The sequence below is a fragment of the Desmonostoc muscorum LEGE 12446 genome (assembly GCF_015207005.2).
Taxonomy (GTDB): domain Bacteria; phylum Cyanobacteriota; class Cyanobacteriia; order Cyanobacteriales; family Nostocaceae; genus Nostoc; species Nostoc muscorum.
The window spans coordinates 2,928,633-2,955,555 of sequence record NZ_JADEXS020000001.1; the positions used below are offsets into that span (position 1 = coordinate 2,928,633).

Sequence of the window (26,923 nt, forward strand, 5' to 3'; positions counted from 1 at the left end):
TCTAGTATTCTTCAGCAGTAAGATTGGATATCCTCTCCACACTGATCTACTAAATAACACAAAGCGCGAAAACGCAAGCCTATAAGTTCGTCATAAAGCGGATTGAGCTTGCACATTGGGGGAATGTGACCTATTGTGCGACCAAAAAGCATGATATCACGCTCAAATGGGCACTGGGCAGGAATCAGTTTAGCGATAAACTTGGCCAATTTGCGATTCTGAATCTCGATTTTGTCGAGCCATTGACGTAATGGTTGCAGTAAATCTAATTTCCGCACAGCAAATTGTTTTTTAGTACCTGCTGGATTACTTTCTTGTAAAGGGCTAATAAAAGCAGGTAGAAAAATTCGCCGATTATTTGTTTTAAGCATGGTTTTTAGCAAGGTTTGCCTTGTGTAGATGAGCTATTTGCCGACTTGCAATGCTGCGCTGTAATTTGTCTGGACAATTTGCATTATGCTTGGAAATCAAAGGTCAATTCAGCAGAATGCAAATAACTTACATGCATCTTTGGGGGGAAATAGTTTGATTAATTGTTATTTAAACCCACCAAATGTTCGAGAACTGTCCCGTTAAATACAAAATAACAAAGAAAATATAAAAATTGCATTTCTTTAACTTATTGATCGCTAATGGCAAAGATAGCAATTTTATATCTAAAATATAAAACCTTGGTGACAAAACCGCCTAGTATCTGGAGATGTACTTTCAGGAAGAAAAACAAAGCTTTGCTGTGACTGTATATACACTCCGCTAGGATTAGCGCCTACTATCTATAGATATTATGGTGCTGAATATTCAGTCATTTGTCCGATCTACTACACAAGGTAACCTAGATATTATCTAATAAGTGGCAGAAAATCCTTTGATAAGTTGAAACTAATATCTAGGAGTGCCATATCACAACACAGCACAGTTGGTGAAATTAAAATGGTGACTGGGGCAGTGGTATTTCAAACGAAAGATTATACCAATAAATTCAAACAATCTTTGCAACACATCGATCATTTTTCGGATAGCACAGCTGTGCTATCCTACCCAATGTATTTGTCGCATTATTTTTTTCATTGGAAGTCCCTTATGTGTGTCTTTCGCACACGACTTCATCACGCCACAATTGATATAACCGCGTGGCTGGCATTGTCATATATAAAATATCCCCAGGACTGAGGTTGGTTTCTAGCAAATCCCAGCCGTGGAGGGTTTGGTGATTTGTTTCTACGTATAAGGGTACACAGTCGGCAGTCATGGCTACATCTTTCACCCATTGACCGCAAAAGGCATGTGAAGGTGTGATCGCTGTGGCAAAAGCTACCCAAAGGCTATCTGCTGTGATGCCATTACCAAGGATTCGTCCCCCTAGTGCCGCTGCGGCAAAAGCTGGGGCTGCCAATTCAGCGGGACTGAGTACAGCCTCGAAGTCAAATAGCTGTTGCGCGATCCCAGCAAAATCGGGATCGGCATAATGGACAATCACCGGAATACTTGGTGCCAAGCTTTTGGCTTTGAGGGCAATCTCTAAATTGGTGGCATCGTTACTGGTTACAGCCAGCACTGCGGCGGCAGAATCTATATTGCTGGACTTGAGTATGGTACGGAAGCTGGCATCACCTTGAATTACTGGAATACCTAGTCCTCTGGTGGTGTTGACAAATCTGTTATTGGAGTCGGTTTCAATCACTACCACTTCATGTCCGCTGGCGTGGAGTTGCTGGACGATTTTGACGCCAATACCACTCAAGCCACAGACGATGTAGTGATATCGCTGGGGTATTCGTGCTGCATCCCAAAATTGCTTAAAGCGGCTTCCCAGGACAAAATCGGTGAGCATGGCGTACCAAATACCAATCACCACTGCGCCAACCAGCATCATGACAACGGTAAATAATTTGATGCTGTTGGGAGCATTTTCTATTACTTTGTCATTACCGCCTGCTCCGGTAATCATGCCTACAGAAAAATATAAAGCATCGATCAGAGACAACTTCAGTTCAGCAGATGTGTAGGTGAGTGTCGCCACCAGAATCACTGCGAGTAAGACAACAGCGCCTACAACTACCGATCGCCCATGTTGCTGAAACTGTCTGAGATTAGTTATAACTTTCAGCAATTTTCTAATTAGCGATCGCCTGGGAGGACGGACGTGGGGTTGTGTGCCGACAATTAAGCGATCGCCCACTTTTAACCGTTGTCCTGAGATGACGGCGGATACCAAATCTGTTTCACCTTCTACTGGTAGATAATAAATCAACATCCGCGATCGTTCTTCCCACAATTCACTCAGCTTTCGACCTTTCCACAAATGATTTTCATCAATGTATTCTTCGTGAATTGGCCAAGTTTGCTGAAATAACTTGATTTGCCCGATCGCTCTACTTCCCAGTGCTGCAAAAGTGAATACTGGTGCTGCCAAACCCACAACACTCATACTCAAATGGTCTGACAAAGTTTGATCTAAGCGCTCTCCCAAATTTGTATTATAAAAGCGGTTGATAATCCGAATCTGGGGATTCAGCACTCGCGCTTGCATCATAATTGACAAATTCAGTTCGTCTTTAGATCCAGCAATTACTAAAGTGTGCGCCTGCTCAATTCCTGCCGCTTTGAGAGTAGCCGCTGCTTGCAAATCACCGACAATCACATCTAGTGCAGTTTCCCCTGGGATGGGTTGGTGATGAATGCCAACAACAAATGCTCCCTGGTGTCTGAGCAAACGAAATATTTTATATCCAGTACGTCCTAAGCCACAAACAATAATTCGGGGTTTCATGAAACGGCAGCATCTTTTACAGGCGGGGCTGCATTTCTAGTTATTCATCCAAATTATTACCTGCTTTTTTGGCTTTAACTGTAACTGACAACACGATTGCTGTGAAGTACCCCAACCTGCTTCGCTCTCTGTTGGGGCTTCCAACATCATTGAATCAGTGACGGTCTTATTCGTCCTCGGAGTTTCCCGTCTCAACCGCCCTTGCCACGTTAGGAACTTCCGAGGAAGTCGAGAACTAAATCTCGTGATGGTCTTACAAAGCGTCCACAGGCAGCCGCCCGTCTACCACAGGCAGTTTGATTTTTATTTGCACAACACCGCTTGGATTCACGACAATAGTCAACCAGCTAACAGTGTTCCTTCCCCGATCTACCGATTTATCGCACGTCTTGTATCTTACTACTACTTTGAAGTTAGCCTGTCTGTTCAATACGGTCGGGAGGGTTAGCAACCATTTATATAATACCATAAATGTATCCATATAAGTGATACATCATGAAAGAAAGATCCATCAGAGTTAGGTTATCGCAGAAACGGAACGACAAGCTGAAGGCTTATGCACAAAGCAAAGAAAAAACAGTTACGCAGTTGGTTGAGGATTGGATCGATAGATTGCCTAGCCCTAAGATTGACGACTCCTTATCCACCCCACTCCCTAACCAATCTGACGATTGATGTTGGTTGTCGCTGCTTTCGTCATCGTCCGGCTATCCATCCCCGCCCTGTAGAGGGACGGGGAATTCCGCCGACTTACTTAAATGAGAGTGGGGAGTGGGGAGTCTACTGTGTACACACAAGTCTTTTAAAATTGCTGCCTAACGTAAGATGGGTTAATTTTTGCTCTTTGATGCATCTAAGGTGCAGGTCGATGCATCTAAGGTGCAGGTCGATGCATCTAAGGTGCAGGTCGATGCATCTAAAGTGCAGGTCGATGCATCTAAGGTGCAGGTCGATGCATCTAAGGTGCAGGTCGATGCAACTAAAGTGCAGGTCGATGCATCTAAAGTGCAGGTCGATGCAACTAAGGTGCAGGTCGATGCATCTAAAGTGCAGGTCGATGCAACTAAGGTGCAGGTCGATGCAACTAAGGAACTTCCAAAAAATAAATTGTTCCAAATTATTTGTACATTTGTAGGGGATCACAGCTGTGCATTGGTGTCAACTTAAGCTTAAATCCTTGTCCCACATACGCTTTACCCCCCTTAATCCCCAGGGCTGTTTCATTCCATTTCAAACAGGATTTGTCAAGATGGTTAGCAAGAAAATTGTAAGTAAGCGTGACGAAGAGATGAACATTTAAGCACTGAAATATCAGTAAAATAGTTGGTTTCATCGGCACGCCAGTAACAAAATAACTAATTTTTAATCGCTAGAACCCTTGATTTTTAAAGCTCTTTGGGGAATGAATCAGCCCTGCTTTACAAGGGGAGGGTTAGGGTGGGGTAATGCGGTGAGTAACGGTAAGTAAATGAAGTCAATATCACGTCTTGACAAGAGTTTCACCTTAAGTGTTGTGCTACCCTACGAACGCGAGTGCGTCCCGCAGGGATGGGACGTTTTTTTATTGGAAGTCCCTAAAGTTAGAGGTCAAAAGAATTTTGCACACTACTTCTTCTAAAACACAAGATTGGATTGAGGCAAATTAACCGGAGGTAACATTACTCCTACTTCTGTAGATACTCATCACTTATAGCAAAACTTATTAAAATGAAACAAGATCAATATGTTAATAAATGAAATTAATGACTGCAATCCAGTTCCAGAATTTACCTCATACACAGCGGCAAAAAGGCACTTTACCCCACTTGGGGCTGGTTTGTATCACCATTGATAAACAAGTGCGCTTTCGGACAATGACGCGCACGCGCTACTTAAAACTGACTCTTGAGCAACGTGAAACTGCTTTAAGAGAACTGTATGAGCATAATTTACAGCGCCTACATGACGCTCTGTCTTTTTGTCAAGAAAATCAGATTCAACTCTATCGAATGTCCTCTGCTTTGTTTCCTCTCAGTGACATGGAAGACGAAATCGGTGCAAATATATTAGAGGAAATGAGCGATCGCCTAGCCAAGATTGGCGAACGTGCAAAAGCATTAAACATCAGAATGGTGCTGCATCCAGATCAATATGTAGTGCTGAGTTCTGATTCCCCAGAAATTGTCAAAACAAGCATCAAAATTCTCGAACGACACGCCCGCACCCTCGATTTATTAGGCTTACCCCAATCGCCTTGGTCATTGATGAATATTCACGGTGGCAAATCTCAACGCACCGAACAACTTGTAAAAGTAATCTCAGAATTACCAGAAGCAATTAAAAGTCGCTTGACTTTAGAAAATGATGAATACGCCTATAGTGCTAGCGAACTTTTAGCAGTGTGTCAGCAGGCAGGAATACCAATGGTGTTCGATGCTCATCACCATATTTGCCACGAAAATTTAGACAGCTACGACGATCCAAGCGTAGCATCTATGTTGTATGCAGCACGAGAAACTTGGGTGAATCCAGATTGGCAATTAGTTCACATTTCCAATGGCGAAGAAGCTTTTAATGACAGAAAGCACAGTGATATGATTACCGCTATGCCCAGTGTTTACCACGAAGTACCTTGGATAGAAGTCGAAGCCAAACACAAAGAAGTAGCGATCGCTCATTTGCGTTCTTGGTGGCTGATGGAGTCAGGAGTCAGAATTCAGGAGTCAGAATTCAGAATGTAATTAGTTTGGAGTACGACTCACCAATGTCTTGTTGATTCCTAAATCAAAGATTTAGTGTAATATTTCACTATTTGCTCAACAGCCAGTCAGACTCCTGACTCCTGAATTCTGAGTTCTGAATTCTTTCTTGATAAAATATGGCGATCGCAATCGATTTTGGTACTAGCAACACAGTCATTGCTCGCTGGAACCCTGTAACCCAGCAACCAGAAACCCTGAATCTACCAGGTTTATCAATTAAACAAAGTCTCAATCCGCCACTGATTCCGAGTCTAGTTTATGTTGAAGACGCATCACAAAGTAAAATCTTAGTAGGTCAACAAGTACGCGATCGCGGTCTTGACCTCAAAGGCGAAACTAGATTTTTCCGCAGCTTCAAGCGCGGTATCGGTGCAAATATTCAAGGTTTCTTACCTGAATTAGATGGACAAATTGTCACCTTTGAGCAGGTAGGGCAATGGTTTCTTACCCAGGTGATTGAAGAACTAGCACCCCTAGAAGGTGGCTTAGATTCTCTAGTGTTAACCGTACCTGTAGATAGTTTTGAAGCCTATCGTCATTGGTTGGGAAAAGTTTGTCAGTCCCTGAATGTTGAACAAGTGCGAATGCTGGATGAACCCACAGCCGCAGCCTTGGGTTATGGCTTAGCAGATCGAGAAATTCTCTTGGTAATTGACTTTGGTGGCGGTACTTTGGATTTGTCTCTTGTGCAGTTAAATCAAGGCGTGCAAGCGACTACAAAACCCGTGGGATTTCTGCTGAAATGGGGTAATAAATCCTTAGCTGAAGATTCCAAACAAAAAGTTAAAACAGCCCGTGTCTTGGCGAAAGCTGGGCAGAATTTAGGCGGTACTGATATTGATAATTGGTTAGTAGATTACTTTGCCAAAACTCAAGGGTTGGCGGTGAGTCCTTTGACAACAAGATTGGCAGAACGGGTAAAGATTCAGCTATCAACTCAAAATCAAGCCAGTGAAGTTTATTTTGACGATGAGACATTTGAAAGTTATGAACTGGAATTAAACCGCGACAGTTTTGAAAATGTCCTCAAAGAACACGCATTTTTTGAGTTATTAGATGAATCGATGACGACACTGTTGCAACAAGCAAGACGCCAAGGGATAGAAATTGCAGATATTAATGCAGTTTTGTTAGTTGGTGGAACTGTACAATTGCCGGCAGTGCAGACATGGATTAAACAGTATTTTGAGCCAGACAAAATCCGTTGCGAACGTCCCTTTGAAGCGATCGCCCAAGGTGCATTACAAATCGCCCAAGGCATTGAAATCAAAGACTTTCTCTACCATAGTTATGGTATCCGCTACTGGGATCGTCGCAATCAACGCCATCATTGGCATCCGATAATTAAAGCTGGACAGCCATACCCCATGAGTCAGGCAGTGGAATTAGTTTTAGGCGCTTCAGTGGAGAATCAGCCCAGCATTGAATTAATTATGGGAGAATTGGGAGCAGATACAGGTAATACGGAAGTTTATTTTGATGGCGATCGCTTAATTACTCGCCGCCTTGAGAGTAGGGAAACCACCGTCAAACCCCTCAACGACAGAGAAGGCGCCAGAACAATCGCCCAACTGACACCAAGCGGATATCCTGGAAGCGATCGCGTTAAAATCTTCTTTCAAGTTGATCAGCAACGCTTTTTGCGAATTACCGTTGAGGACTTGTTAACTAATGACACACTTTTAGAAAATCAACTTGTGGCACAGTTGAGTTAAGGGACTTCCAGAAAATAAATTATCCCAAATTATTTGTACATTTTTCGGGTAGCACAGCTGTGCTACCCTACTATGGAATATTTTTTTCCCTCTATTCTGTTCGATAACTAAATTAACCGGACATGATATTACCCGTCCGCAACCATTCTTCGACTTTTGCCGGCACTTTTGCTTGACTAATATATTCCCGCAGTTCTAAACCTTCCAAAATTTCTTTTTGCAACAGTTCTTCTGCGGTTCGCTCTAATAACTCATGGTTATATTGCAGAATACTCAAGGCGATATGGTGAGCATTATCCAACGTTTGCTTAACTTCTCGGTCAATTTCCTCAGCCACCTTGGGACTAATAGCACGGCGTGGGTTACTATAACCTTCAAGAAACTGCTGTTGAATTTTCTCAAACGCCACTGGCCCAAGTTTATTGCTCATTCCGTAAAGAGTAATAGCACGTTCGGCTAACTCAGTAGCCTTTTGAATATCGTCTGTAGCACCAGTGGATACCTTGCCAAAAACGATTTCTTCGGCAGAACGTCCACCTAAAAGGGTAGCAAGACGACCGCGAATTTCATCTTCGAGCATCAAAAAGCGGTCTTCTTCTGGCATCTGAATTGTGTAACCCAAAGCACCAACACCACGAGGTACAACGGAGATTTTTTCAACTTTACCAGCACCAGGCATCAAGGCACCGATAATAGCGTGGCCAACTTCGTGATAAGCGACGGTCTTTTTCTCAGTCTCATTCAACACGCGGGAGCGTTTTTCTAAGCCAGCCACCAGACGTTCGATCGCTTCGTTGAAATCTGCCATTGTCACGGCTTGGCTATTTCGCCGTGCGGCTAAGAGTGCGGCTTCATTTACAAGGTTGGCTAAATCTGCCCCAGCAAAGCCAGGAGTCCTGATGGCGATGGTACTCAAATCGACATCATCAGCCAATTTGACGTTTTTAGCGTGGACTTTGAGAATTGCTTCTCGACCAATTTTATCAGGGCGATCGACGACAACTTGCCTGTCAAATCGACCAGGACGGCGTAAAGCCGGATCGAGAATTTCTGGACGGTTGGTGGCGGCGATGATAATTACGCCTGTGTTGGCGTCAAAGCCATCCATCTCGCTGAGTAACTGATTGAGGGTTTGTTCCCGCTCATCATTACCCCCCATAATCGGCCCAGCACCACCGCGAGATTTACCCAGCGCGTCTAACTCGTCGATAAAGACAATACAGGGAGCTTGTTCTTTGGCTTGTTCAAACAAATCCCGGACGCGTGCAGCACCAACACCTACAAACAGTTCGATAAATTCCGAACCAGAAATACTGAAAAAGGGAACAGCAGCTTCACCCGCGATCGCTTTTGCTAGTAGTGTTTTACCAGTACCCGGAGGCCCCACCAACAGCACACCTTTGGGAATCTTTGCCCCCAGTGCGGTATATTTTCCAGCGTTTTTCAGAAAATCAACAATTTCTTCTAATTCCGCCTTGGCTTCATCTACACCAGCTACATCAGTAAATTTGACGCCAGTACTACCTTCTGAATAAATCCTAGCTTTGCTTTTACCCACGGTAAGTACACCGGGGCCTCCTTGGCGACTCATTAACAAGCCCCAAATCCCAAAGAAAATTAATGGCGGTGCAATCCAACTAAGTAAAGTAGCAATCCAGGCATTTTGGTTTGGCGGTGGTGCTGCAAACTGAACATGATGCTGACGGAGTATTTTCGGCAAATCTAGATCGATACCTACTGGTATGGTGGTGAATACTTGTTCGCTCGGTTTGCCATCTGGAGTTTGAGTTTTGATGGTATACTCAATGCGATCGCTACCAACAATTGCTCGATCTACTTTTCCGGCTTCTACCTGAGCCAGAAAAGTGCTGTAGGGAACTTGTGGCATTCCCGATCTAAAAAAACTTGGAACAATAAAGTTCAGTAATAACAACAGCGTTAGTAAAGTTATGAAACTGCTACTAAACTGCTGAACTTTGGGCGGTTTAATGGGTCTTTTGTTATTAGTTTCAACAGGCATTTTGATGTACCCTCAATTTAAATTTGTCATTTGTCCCTAGTCATTTGTCCTTTGCAAATAACCAAGGACAAATGACAAATGACTCTTTTGGCTTTAGACCCAATTTTTCGGTAAATCATAAGATGAAAAAATTATGATTGTGTCAGATTACACAAAAACATATCAAAAGATACTATATGAGTTAATCCAACAAATGCTTAAGTAGTAATTAAGCTGCTAGGAATTTTGGCAGTTATAAGTGAAAAATATAGGTAAGAAAGACTTTTACAGTAGATTTCAAGTTACTGAACTACACTATCTCAGTCTCAAAGCTAGGCAGAAAGTCTCTTCTAATTCTGACTCCTGAATTCTGACTTCTGAATTCTGACTCCTGAATTCATATCTCTTGGTTTCTATTCTAGAAACTAGATGGTGCAGTCTAAATTCGTGTATACCCAACAGAAAAATGTGTATTACCGTACTGTTATGCAAAATCAGCTAGGATTTGTTCTGAAATTACTTCTACTTTCGGCTTTGATATCGGCATTAATTAAGTACATTGCTCCAAGTCTATCAATTTCGGCAACAGCAACTAATGCCTTAATTATAGTTTTATTGCCGAGTGGGATTATGGCGATCGCTCTACTGTGGCGATTCCAAGCATACAAACAAAGTTAACTTCAACTATATAGGCACTAGTGATTAAAATCAGCTAACCTAGCTGAATTACAACAAAATTGCATCTCACCAAGTGTTGGGAGTCAGCCTGTGAACCTGGGTCAATGGATCGGCTTAATTGCGATCGTTCTTTCTCTATACATTTTGTGGCAAATTCGGGAAGTACTTTTACTGATGTTTGCCGCTGTTGTGTTAGCCACCACCTTAAATCGGCTAGCGAAACGCTTCCAACGGTCAGGCATGAAGCGCGGATTCGCTGTCCTGTTGTCAGTCGCTATCTTTTTTGCACTAATCGTGGGTTTTTTCTGGCTAATTGTGCCACCTTTTGCACAGCAGTTTCAAGAATTAACTTATCGGGTTCCCGAAGGGTTTGGGCGCTTTAATAGTTGGCTTGACGGTCTAAGAACCCGCATACCTGCTGAGTTGGTTCCCTACATTCCAGATTTCAACAGCCTGATCCAACAAGCACAGCCCTTCGTAAATCGGCTATTAGGAAACTCCTTCGCCTTCGTGTCTGGTTCCTTGGAAGTTGTCCTCAAGGTTTTACTAGTGCTGGTTTTAACAGGAATGTTATTAGCCGACCCCGTAGCTTACCGCAAAGTCTTTGTGCGGCTTTTTCCCTCATTTTATCGGCGACGGGTGGAAGGGATTTTAACTAAATGCGAAATTTCTTTGGGGGGGTGGGTGATAGGCGCTGTGATTGCTATGGGTGTAGTGGGATTGATGAGTGTAGTTGGCTTATCAGTTTTGGGTATCAAAGCAGCACTTGCTTTGGCGGTTTTGGCAGGATTTTTGAACTTAATTCCCAACCTCGGCCCGACGATGAGTGTATTACCAGCAATGGCGATCGCTCTCTTGGATGAACCTTGGAAAGCGATCGCTGTTTTGATTCTCTACTTTATTATTCAACAGGTTGAGAGTAATTTCATCACGCCCGTTGTCATGGCGCATCAAGTCTCATTGCTACCAGCTGTCACCTTAATTGCCCAATTATTTTTCGTCACTTTTTTTGGCTTTTTAGGATTATTTCTCGCACTACCTTTAACCGTTGTCGCTAAAATTTGGGTGCAAGAAGTATTGATTAAAGATGTTTTAGATGAATGGCGTAATGAACATCGACAAGAAACTGAGTTGGTTATGGTTTCTGAATCTCCTGAACTAGATGATCCTTGGACAACAGAAACTCCAGCTATTGATCGAGAGCGACCAATTGATGACACTTTAACCAAAGACGATTAATAATTGATAGATATAAGACTCCGATTTGAGTGTGTGAAAAAACTTCATAAAACTCCCAAAAAGTGATTCTCTATTCACTAGGCCAATACAGCATGAGCTAAAAATCTTTTAATTTGCATCCTCAAAAAAATGAATCTCTTGTGGGGTGGGCATCTTGCCCGCCCTACTTGTGCAAATTAAATGCGCGACAGCTTATTTCAAGTGAGTGGCTTACATCATCTAGTTCTGGTAGCTAGGTCAATAGCCTATTCTAATTCTGAATTCTGCTGTAAGTTCAAAAATCAAAGCTGATTACTAGATGTTGGAGGGTAAAAGTTGAAACTTAATCAAGTGATAGCAGTTTTACAAACTGTTAAAGCCAATAGCGCAAAAGCAAAAACAAGTGTTTATCATCTGATTCAAAAAAATACAATATTTCAGGGGATTTGCCGGACATTCCAGCCAGTAGCAGAAGATGGTTTCGTGTATCCTCCAGAAAATCAAACACTGCAAATGAAAGCAGAGGATTTGCTGACTCAATTTGAGCAAGCTTGTACAGAATTATTTAACTTATGTGCTACCCAAGACTGGGCTAACGCCCAAGCCAAAGCAGATATAGTAGTTGATGGAACTACGATTTTACGAGAAGTACCAGTTTCTTATCTACTGTTTTTGGAAAAGCAATTAGCTGATATCAAAACCTTTATCTCAACGCTACCCATCTTGGATACTAGCGAATCTTGGGTTTATGACCAACAGCAAGAATGCTTTGCTACGGAACCGAAATACACCACCAAGACCAAAAAAATAGTCAAGCCAGTGGTGCTATATGAAGCCACAAAAGAACATCCTGCCCAGGTGAAAGAATCTTCTGAAGATGTGCCAGAAGGAACTTGGCGAACAGTCAAATTTTCTGGCGCAATTTCCCAAGCTAGACAGAATGAATTATTACGGCGAGTAGATAAACTGATGCAAGAGGTAATTTTTGCTAGAGAACAGGCAAATAGTTTAGAAGTTACTCAAAACAATCAAGTTGCCCGCTCAATCTTTGGCTACTTGTTTGCACCCTCAACATTCAGGTAAAATAGTCTTGGAGCGCAAGTTTAGTTTCAGTGTCTATAGGAAAATGTGTAGGTTCGAGTCCTACTCCCTCGACTTAATTAATTAAACCGAGGGATAGCCAAAAGGTAAAGGCACTCCTCGACACAATCAAGATCATATTTAGTCTTAGGCTATTGCTCCAAGCTCATGTTAAAAATTCACTTTCTGCATCAACCCCTGTGAATTAATGTCAGCGGTACACGAGTTCAAATCTCGTCCGGGTCTCCAAATATTTGACCTGGTAGTTTAGCGGTAAAACACCACGACTTAAAGATTAAATTTGCAGGAACCGGAAATTAACTAGGTAGAAATTGTGAAACAACAACTGAAAGTTTTAAGCTTTTAGTATCAACCCCCAGGCATGGACATTGCTTGGGGGATTTCAATTTTCAGCAATTGATTAAACTAAAACTAAAAACCTGATTTTGCGTAGGTTGGGTTCAGGAACGAAACCCAACATCCTGAACATTTTGTTGGGTTTGGCTTTCACTCAACACAACCTACTTTAACGACAGACAATAGCTAAGTAAAATCAATTCATTAGGCTTGTTTCTGATTAGTTGCCTCTTTGTCTGACTCATTGGATGATGCCGATTCTGTTTTCTCTGATTGCGTCTCGCCCGTTTGTTGCACTTGGTTGAGATGAATATTATTTACTTGAACAATAAAGTATTCTAGTGCCTGACTTGCTTTTTGTTGCTGTTGGATTTCGTCAGACACATCATAGCAACGATAAGGTTGAGTTACTCCCAATATAAATTTCTCTTGTTCAGCTTCTAACAATTCAACGGCTGTGTTAGCAGCAATAGAATTCTTTTGAAAAGGAAAAGAGGTAACTATACTGGCAAGTATGGAAGCAAGAGCTGGGCAGAGAACAGGGAGCCACTTTAGCCAAGGTTGTCCTGATTCTAATTTGTCTACTAGAACTAAAATTGGTGTGACCCCTGATAAAATAACTGTTGCTATTTGCAAACTGTAGTAAAGGTTCCTTGATACACCCCTAATTCTTTTATAATCATCAATTAAGTCTTGGCAATATTGTAAAGCCTTGCCTCTAGCTAAAGTCAGAGTATTTTGATTCCAAGAGTTATTATTAGCCAATAGGTAAGTATATAGTTCAGCTTTTCTAGACAGTTCGGATCTGTCAGCCAATTTTTTAGAATCTTGAAAGACTTGTCGATTGATTAATAACAAAAAGAACAAAAAAGTTAGAGATATTACTCCATAAATTACTACTGTTTTATCGGTTGAGAAAAAATTAATAAATAGAACGGCAGAAACAAAAATAGCAAGTAATAAATACTCAACTACCTTTAAGGTAAATAACTTTCTTTCTTCTGCTGAAGAAGATAAATTTTCAACTTTATCAGAAATTGGACTTTGGTTTTTCTGTTCAAGATTAGTTAATTCAGAAGTAGTCATTGTCTGTTACTCAGTTCATTAACGGGTAAAATGTAGTAAGAGGAAAAACAGCAATTAGTAGAATTGCTTTTAAAGGGTATCAGTTAGAATAATTTCGCCACAAAGCAGCTAAAAGTCGCTTCCTAGAGATTTCAAGTTTGACTTTGCTTGTAGATGCATTCTACTTTCCCTAAAACTTCCATACATTTGCCATCTAAATCCCACTTTGCCTTTGCCCAGTTGCTTTAATAATGCTTGACAAAAACCATAAGTGTTTGTTTGGGTTGATGTAAAATGATTTAAGTCCACTGACTGTAGTCAATCCTAACCATACATACATTTGATTGATAAATCAAGACTTTTGTTGTAGTAATTTTACGGATCTTTAGAGGATGGCTAGGACAGGATACTTAGCTGCGTTGTGTGGATTTGAGTTAAAAATTTTACTTTTGGATATTGTCTATCGTCATGATAGTTACGGTCTTGTGAAGATCATGCGTGCGATCGCCCCCAATGGCATTTGCGAGTCCAACAATAGGCTATCAGCTTGTTGTATGGCTTTTGGCTGGCCTGCGCCTTAAAAAAAACTTGAGTTTTACAACTATTTCAAGAGGAAATCATCTCAGAGTCTGTCATTGATAAAAGAAGACAATAAAAGGCGCAAGTCCCAATTAAGATGCGAACAATTGCAGAAATTAACGACAAAATTAGCCGCCAACGTGCGGTAGTGTTGACAACCGAAGAATTAAAAGCACGAGTTATCGAAATCGGTGTTACTAAAGCTGCTAAAGAAGTTGATGTCATTACCACTGGCACTTTTGAGCCAATGGAATCAAGTGGTGCAATTATCAATCTTGGGCACACTGACCCCCCGATAAAAATTCGCCGTTGCTGGTTAGATGGCGTTCCAGCTTACTCTGGTTTTGGAGCAGTAGATTTATATTTGGGTGCCAGTTGTGCTGTGGAAGCGATGGATGGCGAAGAAGTCCGAGAACGCGGCGGTGGTCATGTGATCGAAGATTTGATCGCCGGCAAACCCATACACGTCAGAGCGCAAGGACAAGTAACAGATTGTTACCCCAGAGCGACATTTGAAACTACAATTACTAGTCAAACAATCAATCAGTTTTATTTATTTAATCCGCGTAATCTTTATCAAAATTTTATTGTTGGTGTGAATGGTGGCGATCGCCCACTTTTCACTTACTTGGGGCCTTTACAACCACGTCTGGGGAATGCCGTTTACTCTAATCCCGGTGCGATTTCCCCCTTACTCAACGACCCCGATTTACAACTCGTTGGTATAGGTACAAGAATTTTTTTAGGCGGTGGTGTTGGCTATGTCGCCTGGGAAGGCACTCAGCACTTTCCCTTACAAAAGCGTTTAGCCAATCGCACACCCATCGGGCCTGCTGCTACTCTAGCTTTAATTGGGGATGCCAAGCAAATGGATGCTCATTGGGTGCGGGGTTGCTACTTCAAAAGTTACGGGCCTTCATTGATGTTAGGCGTTGGTATACCACTTCCTGTATTAAATGAACAAGTAGTTGAACACTGTGCCGTACAAGATCAAGACTTAGTAGCCCCAATAGTAGACTTTTCCATTCCCCGGCGTGTCCGTCCCACCTTTGGTTTAGTGAGTTACGCCCAACTTAAATCTGGCCGGATTACCATCGAGGGCAAAGCAGTACGCTGTGCCCCCTTAGCGAGTTTGTTTTTTTCCAGGCAAGTTGCCCTAGAGTTAAAACAATGGATTGAAGCAGGTAAATTTACCCTTACAGAACCAGTTTCTCCAATTCCGATGGAGCGTTCTTTTCTACCCCAAGATCGTTGGACGGATTTTTGATCTTGGGGATTGGGGATTGGGGATTGGGGACTGGGGACTGGGGATTGGGTATTAGTTATTCTCCGCGTCAGAGCGTCCCCCTGTCCCCCCCATCTCCCCATCTCCCCATCTCCCCATCTCCCCATGCCCTACTCTTGGGGTGGTTTCGGTCGCTTGATGGGCTTAGGAGTGGGTGTCTTGGGTATAGGTTTTGACACTATAGGGGTGTCGCCGCCTGCGCTGCCTTTTTTGATGGGACGGGGGGTGTCGCTACCGCGTCTGGGTGGGAATGGTTTTCTACCACCACCACCACGAGGAGCTCCTTTAAATCCTGGTTTGCGTTTTTTGGGCAAATCAGCGATCGCCTCAGCTTTTTCTACGACTAAAACATCAGCTTCCCGTTTGGCTTGAAAGTCCCAGAATTTTCCCACTGCTTTGGTGGTCAGCACACCCCTCAATTTCAACTTAAAATATTTGGGTTTGTCAGTTGGTTTGCGTGGAGCTTGCCTAATTTTGACTACCAAGCTCTTAGCATCAAAAGACTGGTATACTACCTCACCACGAACAGAAAAGCCACCGTCTGCAATTTCTGATGAGGGTATCAGGGCATCTGTATTGAGTTCAGAGTTTTCGGATAAGCCATCATCGGGCGTTTCTACCTCTTGTGACTCCGAGTCTGGCTCGTCCTCATCTATAAAGTTCTTAGCCAGATTTTCTGGCTCCCAAACTCCAACGATTTGGATGTGCAAAGTATCATTTTCTTGTCTTGTACGTGGATATACTACCCACAAATGTTCTTTCTCTAAGTCTAGGTGATTCTTGACTAGGCTCATAATCCGCCCTAAAAGGACGGCGTTGAGTTCTACACCATCTGGGGTCAGCAGTGTACCTTGGGTAAATTGTTCGCTGCTAGCGTGATAACGGCCTCGGACTAAGCCGATCGCTCGATATTGCATCGGCTCACTGGGAGGCGGAATCGGTTGTTGTCGATTAATTAAGTTCCCATTTGAGTCAGTTTCGGTGGAGTTAGCAGGGGAATTTTCAACTTTAGAGGACAGGGCTGCTACTGTATTAACATTAGCGGCTGCCTCTATTTTATTGAGACCCTGGTTAGAGGCAGAAGAATTAGAAGGTTCAGGCAACGGCATCAGGTCGGAATTCATAAAAACTCCTTGCGGCGGAGACACATCCCATTGTGGGATTTTACAAAGGCAGCTGGAAAGAGCGTTTGTGCGGCTGATGAAAGTATATTTACTTTTCACAAAGTCACACCAGAGTACTCTACACAATCCTAAAGGCGCTAAATTTAGTGTGTAAACACTAAAAGTCTAATTTAGCGCCCAGACACTAGTTTCGGAAGCATATCATAGCTACAATTCTGACGGCTCCTCCTAAAGTCATCACTTACTTTAGCAGTGTGGATAGTTAATTGTTATAAAATTCACAGGCAATGGGTGATATTCCGCAAAGTTTTGGAAATTTTTAACTTTACAAAACTTTGAGCAGAGAGCCGTACTCCTTCTAGGGGTAGGAGCGTCAACAAATTTAAATCATAATGTCATTAGAATTCAGGAGAAAGACAAAACTGTGTCTCAACCGCGCAATCGCTGGGTAGTTCAAGTTATCTTGGTGCTGGCAATTCTTGCTTTTGTGGGTGTTTCGGTGATTCCCATATTTGGAGCGCTTAATAATACGCCATCTTCAAGCCAGAATAACCCTAGCACCAGAGGCAGTTTAACTTCCTCTGACCAAAAATCAAAACTAGAAGACCAAGTACGGGGATATGAACTGGTTTTACAAAGGGAACCAGAAAATCAAACTGCGCTCAAAGGCCTATTAGAGGCGCGGCTACAATTACTCAGTCAAAAAGAAAAAGGTGAGGTTAAACCATCTGATATTCAAGTTGTTATTGAACCTCTAGAAAAGCTTGCGAAACTGAATCCCGAACAGTCAGAATACGCAGTGTTGCTGGCTCAAGCCAAACAGCAAATAGGCGATCGCGAAGGAGCCGCCCAAGCTTATCGCTCGGTTTTAGACACTAAACCTGGTGATTTGAAGGCTTTACAAGGAATGGTGGCTCTGTTGATGAGTCAGCAACGCCCCGAAGCAGCCATTGGTTTGTTGCAAGAAACCCTCACTCAGGCAGCCCAAACAAATATAAATCAGCCTGGAAGCATCGACACAGTTGCTGTGCAAGTGCTGTTAGGTTCTGTTCACGCCTCCCAGAAACGCTACGCCCAAGCCGCCTCTGCATATGACCAAGCAATTAAGAAAGATCCTAAGGATTTTCGCCCCGTTGTCGCAAAAGCAATGCTCCTGAAACAACAGGGCAAAAACGCACAAGCAAAACCTTTATTTGATAGTGCCGCAGCTTTAGCACCTGCTCAATACAGAGACGAAATTAACAAAGCTGCAATTACTCCTTCGGCTCCTAATCCTGCTGCACCTAGCGCATCTTCACCGGAAAGTAAACCTAAGTGATGGGGATTGGGGATTGGGGATTGGGGATTGGGCATGGGGTGATGGGGTGTAATTCTCTCCCCTTCTCTCTCATTTCCCTCATCTCCCTAATCCCCAGTCCCCAATCCCCATGCCCCAGTCCCCTCACACTCCTTCAATGGCAGCAACGATACCAAAGACCAAAAACAGGCATCCACCAATTAGGGTGAGTTGACGCTCGGAAATGCGACCAGCGATCATTTTGCCGCCGATAACAGCGATCGCTGCACAAATAGCATGTCCTAAAATTGCACCTGTGGTTACTCCAATTGGGTTATTCCCGGCTGCTAGGGCAATGGTGGCAATTTGAGTGCGATCGCCCCACTCTGCCATAAATGTTAATCCAAAAGCCTCTATTAAAATTGCTAAGGAACTTTTCTGCTTTGGTAGCTGCAAATCTGCCTGTTTCACCGCAGCTTCCGCCTCTTCTACAACTTCAGTATCACAACTAGAGGCAGACATTTTACTCGCGTCGTACAACAGTTTGAGACCAAAGGCGATAAACAAAGTTATTTCCGCATAATGAATATAAACTTTTGGCAATAAAGACGCTGCTTGTCCAAATAGCACCGAAAGGATTGTCATCGCGGCTAAAGCAGCTGTCACTCCTGCAAATACCAACCTACGGGGGTGGTGCATTGCCAAAATCACAGCAATAAAAAATGTTTTATCGCCTAGTTCTGAAACTGTAATTAATAACAAACCTGCGGTAAAAGCTGTTAACACTCTCTCAAGCTCCTGAAGAATCGTTTACCGATGTGAAGCTTGATGAGAACCAAAAGACCTCACCAAGTTTACACTTTTCGGTGTGAACTTAGTGAAGGTCTCGCTTTCAAATATTTATTACTTGCCACCTGAACCAGGCTCATCGCCAGTATGTTGATTCAGATGTACTGGCTTTTTAATTTTTTGCCAGCAGCTACTCCCCTTCTATGCGAGTCTGATTATACATCTATTTCAAGTACAAGTCAAGGCGGCAGATAACTGAAAACATGCAGTTGGATTCAGTGGTTACGGAGGTAAAAACTCATCATTTGTGACTTCTGGCAGTTGATATGGACAGTTCACAGCAAAGGATTCCACTGACAAACCAGTTTCAGCTTTTGCTTGCTTAACCGCTTGTGTATAACACTCCGTAAAAATGCTCTCAAGATAGGATTTGAGACTGGGGGAATCATTTGACACGTCTACGATGTTCAATGATGCTTCCTTCCCAGCTACCGCTTCTCTTTTCCGGTTGGAATTGCCATTTGAGCAAATGCACTAGAATTACAATCAGATTACTCTTGAGACTCCGGCGTTCACTCGTTCCCATGTCGGCAATTTCCTCTATGAGGTTCTCCCAGTCGACATTCGCGTAGTCTTGACTTTGCAATTTTTCCACAGTTGTTTCTATCCATTGCAAATAGTCAATTCCATAGAGTGTTTGGGAATGCGGCTTTAGGGAAGACATGGCAGTTTCCATAGGAAATGGTGATTGTAGTCTGGAAAAGTTAGGCAATCACAGTAATATTTGCATTAGTAAGCATTACCTGGTTCGAGAAGTGGGCGATTTGAACTTGTGCTGTACCACCAACTCCATCTTTATCAAAGAATAGGTTACCAGTAGTTTGATTGTAGATGAAGCGATCGCCAGATGTTGTTGCACTAGTCCCAAGTCGGAACAAGCTCGAATCTAGTATCGTATCTTGAGATTGGCTCAGTCCAAATTCTGCTTTGGAAATGGATATAGTATCATCTCCAACAGTAAAATCAGTAATAGTATCATAGCCTCCGGTGCGGGTATCAGCCAGGTTGAAGCTATCTCGCCCCGTTCCACCAGTCAGCACATCTCGACCAATTCCACCGCTGAGTACATCGTCAAGAGTACCTCCATCCAAGGTATCATTGCCTGAGTTAGCAAAGAGGCGATCGTTGCCATCAACTCCATTCAAGATGTTAGCACCAGTATTTCCCACAAGGATGTTATTGAGGCTGTTACCAGTACCATTGATTGCTGTGCTTCCAGTCAAAGTCAAGTTTTCCAGGTTATTTCCCAACACCCAAGTTATCGAAGACTTAACTAAATCTGCGCCTGCATCTAAGTCTTCAGCGATCGCATCGCTGACGCTGTTTACAGTGTAAGTGTCATTGCCGACTCCACCATCAAGACTGTCAATTCCCGCACCTCCATCCAAGTCATCGTCACCTGCACCACCGAACAAGGTGTCATTGCCCGAACCACCAATCAGGCTATCATTGCCATCAACTCCATTTAAGATGTTAGCTGCACTATTTCCTGTGATGATGTTATTCAGGCTGTTACCAGTACCATTGATTACCTTGCTTCCAGTCAGGGTCAAGTTTTCTAGGTTATCTGTTAACACCCAACTCACAGCAGACTTGACTAAATCTGTGCCTGCATCTAAGCCTTCAGTAATCGTATCGTTGAGGCTGTCTACGGTGTAAATGTCATTGCCGGCTCCACCATCAAGGCTATCATTACCGACTCCACCATCTAAGGTGTCATTACCAGAACCACCAATTAAGGTGTCATTGCCAGAACCACCAATCAGGCTATCATTGCCATCAACTCCATTCAAAGTGTTAGCGGCAGTATTTCCCGTGAGAATGTTATTCTCTTTGTTACCAGTTCCATTGATTGCTGTGCTTCCAGTCAGGGTCAAGTTTTCCAGGTTATCTGCCAACACCCAATTCACAGAAGACTTGACTAAATCTGTGCCTGCATTTAAGCCTTCAGCGATCGCATCGTTCGGGTTGTCTACGATGTAAGTGTCATTGCCAACTCCGCCATTGAGACTGTCAGATCCCAAACCTCCATCCAAGGTGTCATTGCCTGCACCGCCCAACAAGGTGTCATTGCCGTCACCACCAATCAGGCTATCATTGCCATCAACTCCATTCAAGATGTTAGCGGCAGTATTTCCCGTGAGGATGTTATTAAGGCTGTTACCAGTACCATCGATCGCCTCGATTCCAATCAGGGTCAAGTTTTCTAGATTAGCTCCCAACACCCAACCCACGGAAGACTTGACTAAATCTGTGCCTGCATTGGCGGATTCAATAATAGTGTCGCCGATGCTGTCTACAGTATAAATGTCATTACCTTTACCACCAATGAGACTGTCATCTCCTGCACCACCATCTAAGGAATCATTTCCATCACCGCCATCCAGGGTGTCGTTATTACCTAGCCCTTTGAGGGTGTCATTGCCCTGGAATCCGGAGATGATATCCCTATTCTCCGTACCAGTTAGGTTGTTTGCACTTAAAGTGCCATTAATCACACTAATGATTTGATTAATGGTCAAGTTGACAGTGGCAGTACTGCTGGCTCCTTGCCCATCACTGATGCTGTAAGTGAAGCCATCAGACCCATAATAGTTTTGAAAAGGGGTATACGTGTAAGTACTGTTACCATTGTCAACTAAGCTTCCTTGGCTAGGTTGAGTCAAGGCAGTAATGCTCAATACGTCACTGACATCCACATCTGTATCATTGCTCAGGAGAGTAGTAGCGTTAATGATAATAGGTGTGTTTTCGTTTGTGGTGATGCTGTCATTAACAGCCACAGGAGCATCGTTGGTATTAGCCACCGTCAGTGTAAAAACATCGCTGACACTTGCCGTTCCATCACTGGCAATAACTTTAATGTTGAAGCTGCCAACGTTGTCATTTGTGGGAGTACCACTGAAGGTGGTGCCGTTGAAGGTCAGCCAAGCAGGAAGTGGGTCACCATTTTCCAAGGTGGCGGTGTAGGTGAGGTTATTTCCTGCATCCACATCGGCGAAGATGTTTGCTGGTAGGGTGAAGTTGAAGGTGGTGTCTTCTGCCGCTATTTGGTCAGCAATGCTATTCGCCACTGTTGGGGCATCATTGGTATTAACCACTGTCAGTGTAAAAATATCGCTGACAGTTGCCGTTCCATCACTGGCGATCGCTTTAATGTTAAAGCTGCCAACGTTGTCATTTGTGGGAGTACCACTGAAGGTAGTGCCGTTGAAGGTCAACCAACTGGGAAGTGGGTTACCATTTTCCAAGGTGGCACTGTAGGTGAGGTTATTTCCTGCATCCACATCGCTGAAGGTGTTTGCTGGTAGGGTAAAGTTGAAGGTGGTGTCTTCTGTCGCTGTTTGGTCAGCAATGGTATTCGCCACTGTTGGGGCATCATTGGTGTTGGCGATCGCAAGCTCAAACACATCACTTGCAGTCAATCCATTGCCATCCGTTGCCGTGACTTTAACGTTGAGACTGCCAACATTGGCATTGTTAGGCGTGCCATTAAAGGTATGAGTAGCTGCATTAAAGGTGAGCCACCCAGGAAGTGGATTGTCATCCGCTAATGTGGCACTGTAGGTCAATACATCGTCTGCATCGACATCGCTGAAGGTATTTGCTGGCACCACAAAGCTAAAGGCAGTGTCTTCTGTCGCTGTTTGATCAGCGATCTCTGTTACTAGGGTCGGGGCATCATTGATTGCAGAAACAGTCAAGTTTTTTGTAGCACTAGTGCTGCCGCCATCTCCATCTGTGAGAGTGAATTGAATTGTGCGAGTCGCGGTAGAAGGCGATTCAGAAACATTGGCAAAGGTGATATTTGAAATCAAATAACTAACCATCCAAGGTTGAGCAATAGCATTGAAGGTGATAGTGAGTGGCGTTGTGCCTGTACCTCCAGTAAAGCTGCCAATGGTATTTACTCCGTTGTAAGTAATGCTGTTGCCAGAAACACCAATCTGTTCACTTCCAGTTCCTTGATTGTGAATAGCTAGACGATCATCTGCTGTGCCATTCTCAGTAAAACTAACGGTGAGGGTGCCATCGCTAAAATTAGATGAATCAAAATCGCTGACAGAAGGTGAGTACGCGATCGTAACAGGCGAACCGTTTTCGGAGTAGAGAGGATTGTAGTAACTTAAAAGTTCTAGAACTGGATTGGCATTAGTGATGCTAACAGCACCATAGAAGTTACTGTAATCAGAGTAGCCCCCGTAGTAGCCCCCGTAGATGTATGGGGTGTATGCATAGCTATTGGAAAAGGTAACACCAGTACCACTGACGGTAGCTCCTCCATTCGCAAAAATCGCAGCGCCCGCACCGCTGCCACTACCACTGACTTGGTAGTAGTAACCACCGGAATAATATCTGTATTGACCGCTTGCTCCATAGGCGGAGTTAGAAGAAAATGCAGTATTGGTCATGGACAGGGAACCAGAGCGGACGAAGATAGCACCACCTAATCCTGCACCGCCACCACCCGCTCCTGTATAACCACTTGAGCCACTCTCTCCATAACCACCAAAGCTGCCACCGCTGCCACCGCTACCACCGTAGCCGCTAGAGCCACTGAGAGGTTGTTGGCTACCGTAGTAGCCGCCCCAGCTACCGCCACCGCCGCCGCCACCGCCGCCGCCGCCACCACTACCAAAGCCACCCGTTCCTCCAGCACTGCCATTTCCACCATTTCCACCATTCCCGCCGGTATAACCATAGCCACCGCCGCCGCCACCGCCGCCGCCGCCACCGCTACCCCCAGCACCGCCACCATTCCCAAAACTACCTGTACCACCAGCACTACCTGAAGAGCCAACAAGACCACTACCACCGGAGGAGTAGGTAGGAGCATAACCCCCAGCACCGCCAGCACCGCCAGCACCGCCACTGCCGACAGCTCCACCAACAGTTCCGGCACCGCCGTTACCACCGCTACCACCAGAGTAACCCGCATAACCATTAACCCCAGGGTAGTAGTAATAACCATAGAAAGCCCCTTGATAGCTTCGATAGCCAGCGTTGCCGCCACTACCGCCACTGCCTCCTGAGTAAAAACCAGAACCACCAGTACCACCGATCGCCGTATTGTTAGCAAGGCTAACGCCATTGAGTGTGACGTTGCCGTTGTTGATAAACAGTGCGCCACCCATGCCCGCACCGCCGCCACCGCCATTACTACCATTTCCACCAGCAGCCCGACCGTTTCTGAGGGTTAGGTTGTTGAAGCTAACAGTGCCACTGTCAACGAAGAAAAGCTGAACATCTCCAGTATCGTTGGAGCCGTTGTTATTAGCATCACCGCTCAAAAAGTAATTGTTGCCGACAAAAGAGATATTGCTATTGATATGAGGCAATAGTGTAGTCAAGCGAATAGAGCTAGTGAGCGTAATGGTATCGTCACCTGCTTGAGTATTGGCGTTATTAATTGCGGCTTGTAGTTCAGCAAAGGTTCCAGCTGAAAAGTTCGCAAGTACTGCATAGTATGACTTGATCGCTGTTGTCTCAAACACTATTAAGTTGCTGCTATTACCCGTCCTCACGTCCAACTGCCAATCGCCGCCGAGGGCTGTACTGCCGATCGCCGTAGTCGAAGCTGCTACCGTTGCGCCTGTCAACTCACTCAACTGATAGATAAAGGATCGCCCCTTCTCTCCCTTCGCCACTTCACAGCTATAGAGCGAAATTGACTCAACGCCCCACTCCTGCAACAGTGCCGATCGCATCTGCACCTGCTCTCGATTCAAAGGACTAGCACCGATATAAACCACACCAGGTTCGCCGTGTGCCACGATCGCCAATTGTCTTGCGCCCGTTCCTGTCAGCAATTGCGTGATTACCGACAGCGCATCGTCTTGAGGATTCAGCGTGTAGGCGATCGCCCCCGGCACTAACCCCTGATAAAGCACTTCCAGATCAGACACCCGGCAATCAAACACCACCAACAGTGGTGCAGAACCTAGCCGTTGCGGCAACAAATTTGACACAGCAAGTGACTCAACCGGGGAGAGGGTGAGAATTTGTTTACTACTATCCATTGAATACTTCCTTAGAAAGATTAAATTTAGACGTTATGAGCCAGGTGAAAAAAGCATTAGCCTTTCACTTTTGTTTTGGCGAGCAATCAACAGAATTTGATGACAAGAAGTCAGAATTTAGAGAAAACTCTGAGCGGGGGAACGCCTCCCTCAAAAGTTGCGATCGCTTAGTCCTCTAGCTTCGCTTTTTTTAAAATTAAACAGCCTCAGCAAATATGTTGAATTTTATATTCTATTTATATAAAGTCGATTTAGTTTAATTTATTAAGCACTCAAAATAGCTAAATATCTATATGGTGCAGCATAGTAGTTGATGGCATTGTTATGAACAAGCAGGAAGCAGCACAATTTTTCAGTATCAGCGCCCTAAAACATGACGTGCAACAGGGGCGAATTAGCGTCACTATAATTTGTAATTAACCCATACATGAATGCATGTTTTTCGAGCCGAAAATGTGTTTTTTTATTTTTGATAACTCCAATTAGTTGAACGGAAACTTAAATGAATTACGAATCCGGTAAATAAGATATTATTCTCTACTTTCTAGAAAAACCTACATATCTAGAAAATTCTGCATGTATTAGACTATGCTATTTATGATTTTATCGCCAATTTATCATCGGATATTCTCTGCTTTTACTGAAGATTATGTCAGGGTTAAAGCTTACACCAAGGAGTGGAAATTAAATAAAGCTATCAATAAAGTTATACCGTTTCACTTTAATGATGATACAAATACGTTGGTAGGGGCACGGCAATGCCGTGCCCCTACGCGAAATCTATATGTATCAGGGTTTTAGTGAAATAGTGTTAGAGGTGATTCAATACAGTTCGATTAAGGTTTTTTGATGAAAATTCTAGATCCAAAGACGCGATAAATCGGCGTCTCTACGAAGGAATGATTATTGTAGAGACGCCGATTTATCGCGTCTCTTGGCTTAACCGAACCGTATTGAGAGGTGATTTAATAATCACCTCAATCATTACTTACCTGCACATAATCGATTCATTCAAAAAAGTGGATTGATGAATCTATGAATCATGCACAAGAGTAACGCCAAGTCTTAGGGACTTCCAAAAAATAAATTATCACAAATTATTTTTACATTTTTCGGGTAGCACAGCTGTGCTACCCTACGTTCGCGGAGCGTCCCGCAGGGATGGGATGTTTTTAATTGGAAGTCTCTTATTTGGTCATGCAAGTCCAACTAACTTTGCACTTAGTTCCCACATGCGATCGCCTTTTTCATCATCGCGGGCTTGAGGAGAAACCTTTTGAGCAAAGGACTTGCCATCTTTTTTCTGCCGATTTCCCCAACTCCAATAAACACCGGATTGATTATATTCAGGATCGGCAACCACCGCAGCAACCCGTTCTCCTGCCAACTCCTGAGACACATATCCCCCGGTGATGTACTTTTGGAATAATGGGAAAAGTTTCTGAAACAGGGGATAGTGGTTTCTAAATAGCGGCGTTTCTGCAACACATCCCGGATAAAGAGAACTGAAAACTATATCGGTTGACTCGTGATAGCGCCGATGCAGTTCTTTCATGGTCAACACGTTGCATACCTTGCTGTCTTTGTAGGCTTTGACTGGTTCAAATTTCTTGCCATCAATCATCGAAATTGGGTCTTTAAATCCCTCTGCAAAGCCCTGAAAATCGCCCAAGTCTGGACGCGGCGGAATCTTCCCACCGAGTTCGTCTGGATTGTGGGTAACAGTTCCCAAAATCACCAGCCTTGGCTGTGAAGATGATTTCTTCAAATCCTCTAACAAAAGGTTGCACAAAAGGAAATGCCCAAGATGATTGGTGGTAACAGTTAACTCGTAACCTTCTGGACTTCGTAATGGTTCCTTTATTAAGGGCATATAAATTGCCGCGTTGCACACCAAAGCATCTATGGAGTTGCCACTTGCGCGGAAGTTTTTCACAAACTGTCGAACGCTTTCTAAGGAGCCAAGGTCAATATGTATGCTGGTATAGCTGTTGTAAGGGATGTCCACAGCTTGGGCAGCTTGTTGTGCCTTTGCTAAATCCCGACATGCCAACACCACATACCATCCCCTTTGGGCAAGAGCTTTTGCAGCGTACAAACCGACCCCCGAAGAAGCGCCGGTGATTACAACTGTTGATTTCCTATCCTGTGCCATTCTATTGAGACT

The 26,923-nt window shown here is 43.8% G+C and carries 18 protein-coding genes and 1 pseudogene; 10 read left to right on the plus strand and 9 right to left on the minus strand.

Annotation, left to right across the window (positions count from 1 at the left end; translation table 11 throughout):
• Positions 1-11: 11 nt before the first annotated feature.
• Both IQ276_RS12490 and IQ276_RS12495 read right to left on the minus strand, forming a co-directional pair.
• On the minus strand, positions 12-371 hold the full coding sequence (locus IQ276_RS12490; RefSeq protein ID WP_193922156.1) for a Mo-dependent nitrogenase C-terminal domain-containing protein: 360 nt from the start codon (positions 369-371) through the stop codon (positions 12-14).
• Positions 372-1,078: 707 nt separating this feature from the next.
• Positions 1,079-2,770 carry a potassium channel family protein gene (locus IQ276_RS12495; RefSeq protein WP_193922157.1) on the minus strand — a complete coding sequence of 564 codons (1,692 nt, stop codon included), beginning with the start codon at positions 2,768-2,770 and terminating at the stop codon, positions 1,079-1,081.
• Between the two features lie 837 nt (positions 2,771-3,607).
• On the opposite strand from IQ276_RS12495, the gene IQ276_RS12500 reads away from it, so the two are divergent.
• The 3 genes from IQ276_RS12500 (at position 3,608) to IQ276_RS12510 (ending at position 7,226) form a co-directional block, all read left to right on the plus strand.
• Positions 3,608-3,937, plus strand: a complete 330-nt coding sequence (locus tag IQ276_RS12500) for a hypothetical protein (protein WP_235115615.1) — start codon at positions 3,608-3,610, stop codon at positions 3,935-3,937.
• Positions 3,938-4,512: 575 nt separating this feature from the next.
• Positions 4,513-5,490, plus strand: a complete 978-nt coding sequence (gene uvsE / locus IQ276_RS12505) for a UV DNA damage repair endonuclease UvsE (protein ID WP_193925447.1) — start codon at positions 4,513-4,515, stop codon at positions 5,488-5,490.
• Between the two features lie 137 nt (positions 5,491-5,627).
• Entirely contained in the window at positions 5,628-7,226 is a 1,599-nt protein-coding gene (locus IQ276_RS12510) for an Hsp70 family protein (RefSeq protein ID WP_235115616.1), read from the plus strand.
• Positions 7,227-7,338: 112 nt separating this feature from the next.
• Here the strand turns inward: IQ276_RS12510 and ftsH are convergent, their stop codons facing one another.
• On the minus strand, positions 7,339-9,246 hold the full coding sequence (gene ftsH / locus IQ276_RS12515) for an ATP-dependent zinc metalloprotease FtsH (RefSeq protein WP_193919401.1): 1,908 nt from the start codon (positions 9,244-9,246) through the stop codon (positions 7,339-7,341).
• A gap of 465 nt (positions 9,247-9,711) precedes the next feature.
• Here ftsH and IQ276_RS12520 point away from each other — a divergent pair, with 465 nt between their 5' ends.
• The 3 genes from IQ276_RS12520 (at position 9,712) to IQ276_RS12530 (ending at position 12,204) form a co-directional block, all read left to right on the plus strand.
• Positions 9,712-9,903, plus strand: coding sequence for a hypothetical protein (locus IQ276_RS12520; protein WP_190883237.1), 192 nt, complete (start codon positions 9,712-9,714; stop codon positions 9,901-9,903).
• A 90-nt stretch (positions 9,904-9,993) separates the two neighbouring features.
• Positions 9,994-11,142 (plus strand): AI-2E family transporter, encoded by a 1,149-nt coding sequence (locus IQ276_RS12525; RefSeq protein WP_193919403.1) that lies wholly within the window; start codon positions 9,994-9,996, stop codon positions 11,140-11,142.
• A 315-nt stretch (positions 11,143-11,457) separates the two neighbouring features.
• Positions 11,458-12,204, plus strand: a complete 747-nt coding sequence (locus tag IQ276_RS12530; protein ID WP_193919405.1) for a DUF7873 family protein — start codon at positions 11,458-11,460, stop codon at positions 12,202-12,204.
• A gap of 558 nt (positions 12,205-12,762) precedes the next feature.
• Here IQ276_RS12530 and IQ276_RS12535 read toward each other — a convergent pair.
• Positions 12,763-13,644, minus strand: coding sequence for a DUF4231 domain-containing protein (locus IQ276_RS12535; protein ID WP_193919407.1), 882 nt, complete (start codon positions 13,642-13,644; stop codon positions 12,763-12,765).
• A gap of 371 nt (positions 13,645-14,015) precedes the next feature.
• Here IQ276_RS12535 and IQ276_RS12540 point away from each other — a divergent pair, with 371 nt between their 5' ends.
• Positions 14,016-14,204 (plus strand): hypothetical protein, encoded by a 189-nt coding sequence (locus tag IQ276_RS12540; protein ID WP_190883213.1) that lies wholly within the window; start codon positions 14,016-14,018, stop codon positions 14,202-14,204.
• Between the two features lie 95 nt (positions 14,205-14,299).
• Positions 14,300-15,469 carry a homocysteine biosynthesis protein gene (locus tag IQ276_RS12545; protein WP_235115617.1) on the plus strand — a complete coding sequence of 390 codons (1,170 nt, stop codon included), beginning with the start codon at positions 14,300-14,302 and terminating at the stop codon, positions 15,467-15,469.
• A gap of 128 nt (positions 15,470-15,597) precedes the next feature.
• On the opposite strand, the gene patR is transcribed toward IQ276_RS12545, so the two are convergent.
• Complete coding sequence (gene patR / locus IQ276_RS12550) at positions 15,598-16,611, minus strand: heterocyst master regulator PatR (RefSeq protein WP_235115618.1); 1,014 nt, start codon at positions 16,609-16,611, stop codon at positions 15,598-15,600.
• Positions 16,612-17,035: 424 nt separating this feature from the next.
• Here patR and IQ276_RS12555 point away from each other — a divergent pair, with 424 nt between their 5' ends.
• Positions 17,036-17,929 (plus strand): tetratricopeptide repeat protein, encoded by an 894-nt coding sequence (locus tag IQ276_RS12555; RefSeq protein WP_193925374.1) that lies wholly within the window; start codon positions 17,036-17,038, stop codon positions 17,927-17,929.
• 123 nt (positions 17,930-18,052) lie between these two features.
• On the opposite strand, the gene IQ276_RS12560 is transcribed toward IQ276_RS12555, so the two are convergent.
• From IQ276_RS12560 to IQ276_RS40605, 3 genes and pseudogenes are all read right to left on the minus strand, one after another.
• Positions 18,053-18,673, minus strand: a complete 621-nt coding sequence (locus IQ276_RS12560) for a TMEM165/GDT1 family protein (RefSeq protein WP_235115619.1) — start codon at positions 18,671-18,673, stop codon at positions 18,053-18,055.
• Between the two features lie 285 nt (positions 18,674-18,958).
• A pseudogene (locus IQ276_RS40950) lies at positions 18,959-19,412 on the minus strand (DUF29 domain-containing protein).
• 28 nt (positions 19,413-19,440) lie between these two features.
• Entirely contained in the window at positions 19,441-24,756 is a 5,316-nt protein-coding gene (locus tag IQ276_RS40605; RefSeq protein ID WP_303818469.1) for a putative Ig domain-containing protein, read from the minus strand.
• A gap of 35 nt (positions 24,757-24,791) precedes the next feature.
• Between IQ276_RS40605 and IQ276_RS12580 the strand changes: the two genes are divergently transcribed.
• Positions 24,792-24,935, plus strand: a complete 144-nt coding sequence (locus IQ276_RS12580; protein WP_235115620.1) for a hypothetical protein — start codon at positions 24,792-24,794, stop codon at positions 24,933-24,935.
• Positions 24,936-25,951: 1,016 nt separating this feature from the next.
• Here IQ276_RS12580 and IQ276_RS12585 read toward each other — a convergent pair.
• Positions 25,952-26,911, minus strand: coding sequence for a protochlorophyllide reductase (locus IQ276_RS12585; RefSeq protein WP_193914452.1), 960 nt, complete (start codon positions 26,909-26,911; stop codon positions 25,952-25,954).
• Positions 26,912-26,923: the final 12 nt, after the last annotated feature.

Coding starts and splice junctions, on each gene's coding strand:
- IQ276_RS12545 (WP_235115617.1), top strand. CDS start 14,300: ATGCGAACAATTGCAGAAATTAACGACAAAATTAGCCGCCAACGTGCG.
- IQ276_RS12490 (WP_193922156.1), bottom strand. CDS start 371: ATGCTTAAAACAAATAATCGGCGAATTTTTCTACCTGCTTTTATTAGC.
- IQ276_RS12540 (WP_190883213.1), top strand. CDS start 14,016: ATGGCTAGGACAGGATACTTAGCTGCGTTGTGTGGATTTGAGTTAAAA.
- uvsE (WP_193925447.1), top strand. CDS start 4,513: ATGACTGCAATCCAGTTCCAGAATTTACCTCATACACAGCGGCAAAAA.
- IQ276_RS40605 (WP_303818469.1), bottom strand. CDS start 24,756: ATGGATAGTAGTAAACAAATTCTCACCCTCTCCCCGGTTGAGTCACTT.
- IQ276_RS12520 (WP_190883237.1), top strand. CDS start 9,712: ATGCAAAATCAGCTAGGATTTGTTCTGAAATTACTTCTACTTTCGGCT.
- IQ276_RS12580 (WP_235115620.1), top strand. CDS start 24,792: ATGAGCCAGGTGAAAAAAGCATTAGCCTTTCACTTTTGTTTTGGCGAG.
- IQ276_RS12585 (WP_193914452.1), bottom strand. CDS start 26,911: ATGGCACAGGATAGGAAATCAACAGTTGTAATCACCGGCGCTTCTTCG.
- IQ276_RS12535 (WP_193919407.1), bottom strand. CDS start 13,644: ATGACTACTTCTGAATTAACTAATCTTGAACAGAAAAACCAAAGTCCA.
- IQ276_RS12495 (WP_193922157.1), bottom strand. CDS start 2,770: ATGAAACCCCGAATTATTGTTTGTGGCTTAGGACGTACTGGATATAAA.
- ftsH (WP_193919401.1), bottom strand. CDS start 9,246: ATGCCTGTTGAAACTAATAACAAAAGACCCATTAAACCGCCCAAAGTT.
- IQ276_RS12510 (WP_235115616.1), top strand. CDS start 5,628: ATGGCGATCGCAATCGATTTTGGTACTAGCAACACAGTCATTGCTCGC.
- patR (WP_235115618.1), bottom strand. CDS start 16,611: ATGAATTCCGACCTGATGCCGTTGCCTGAACCTTCTAATTCTTCTGCC.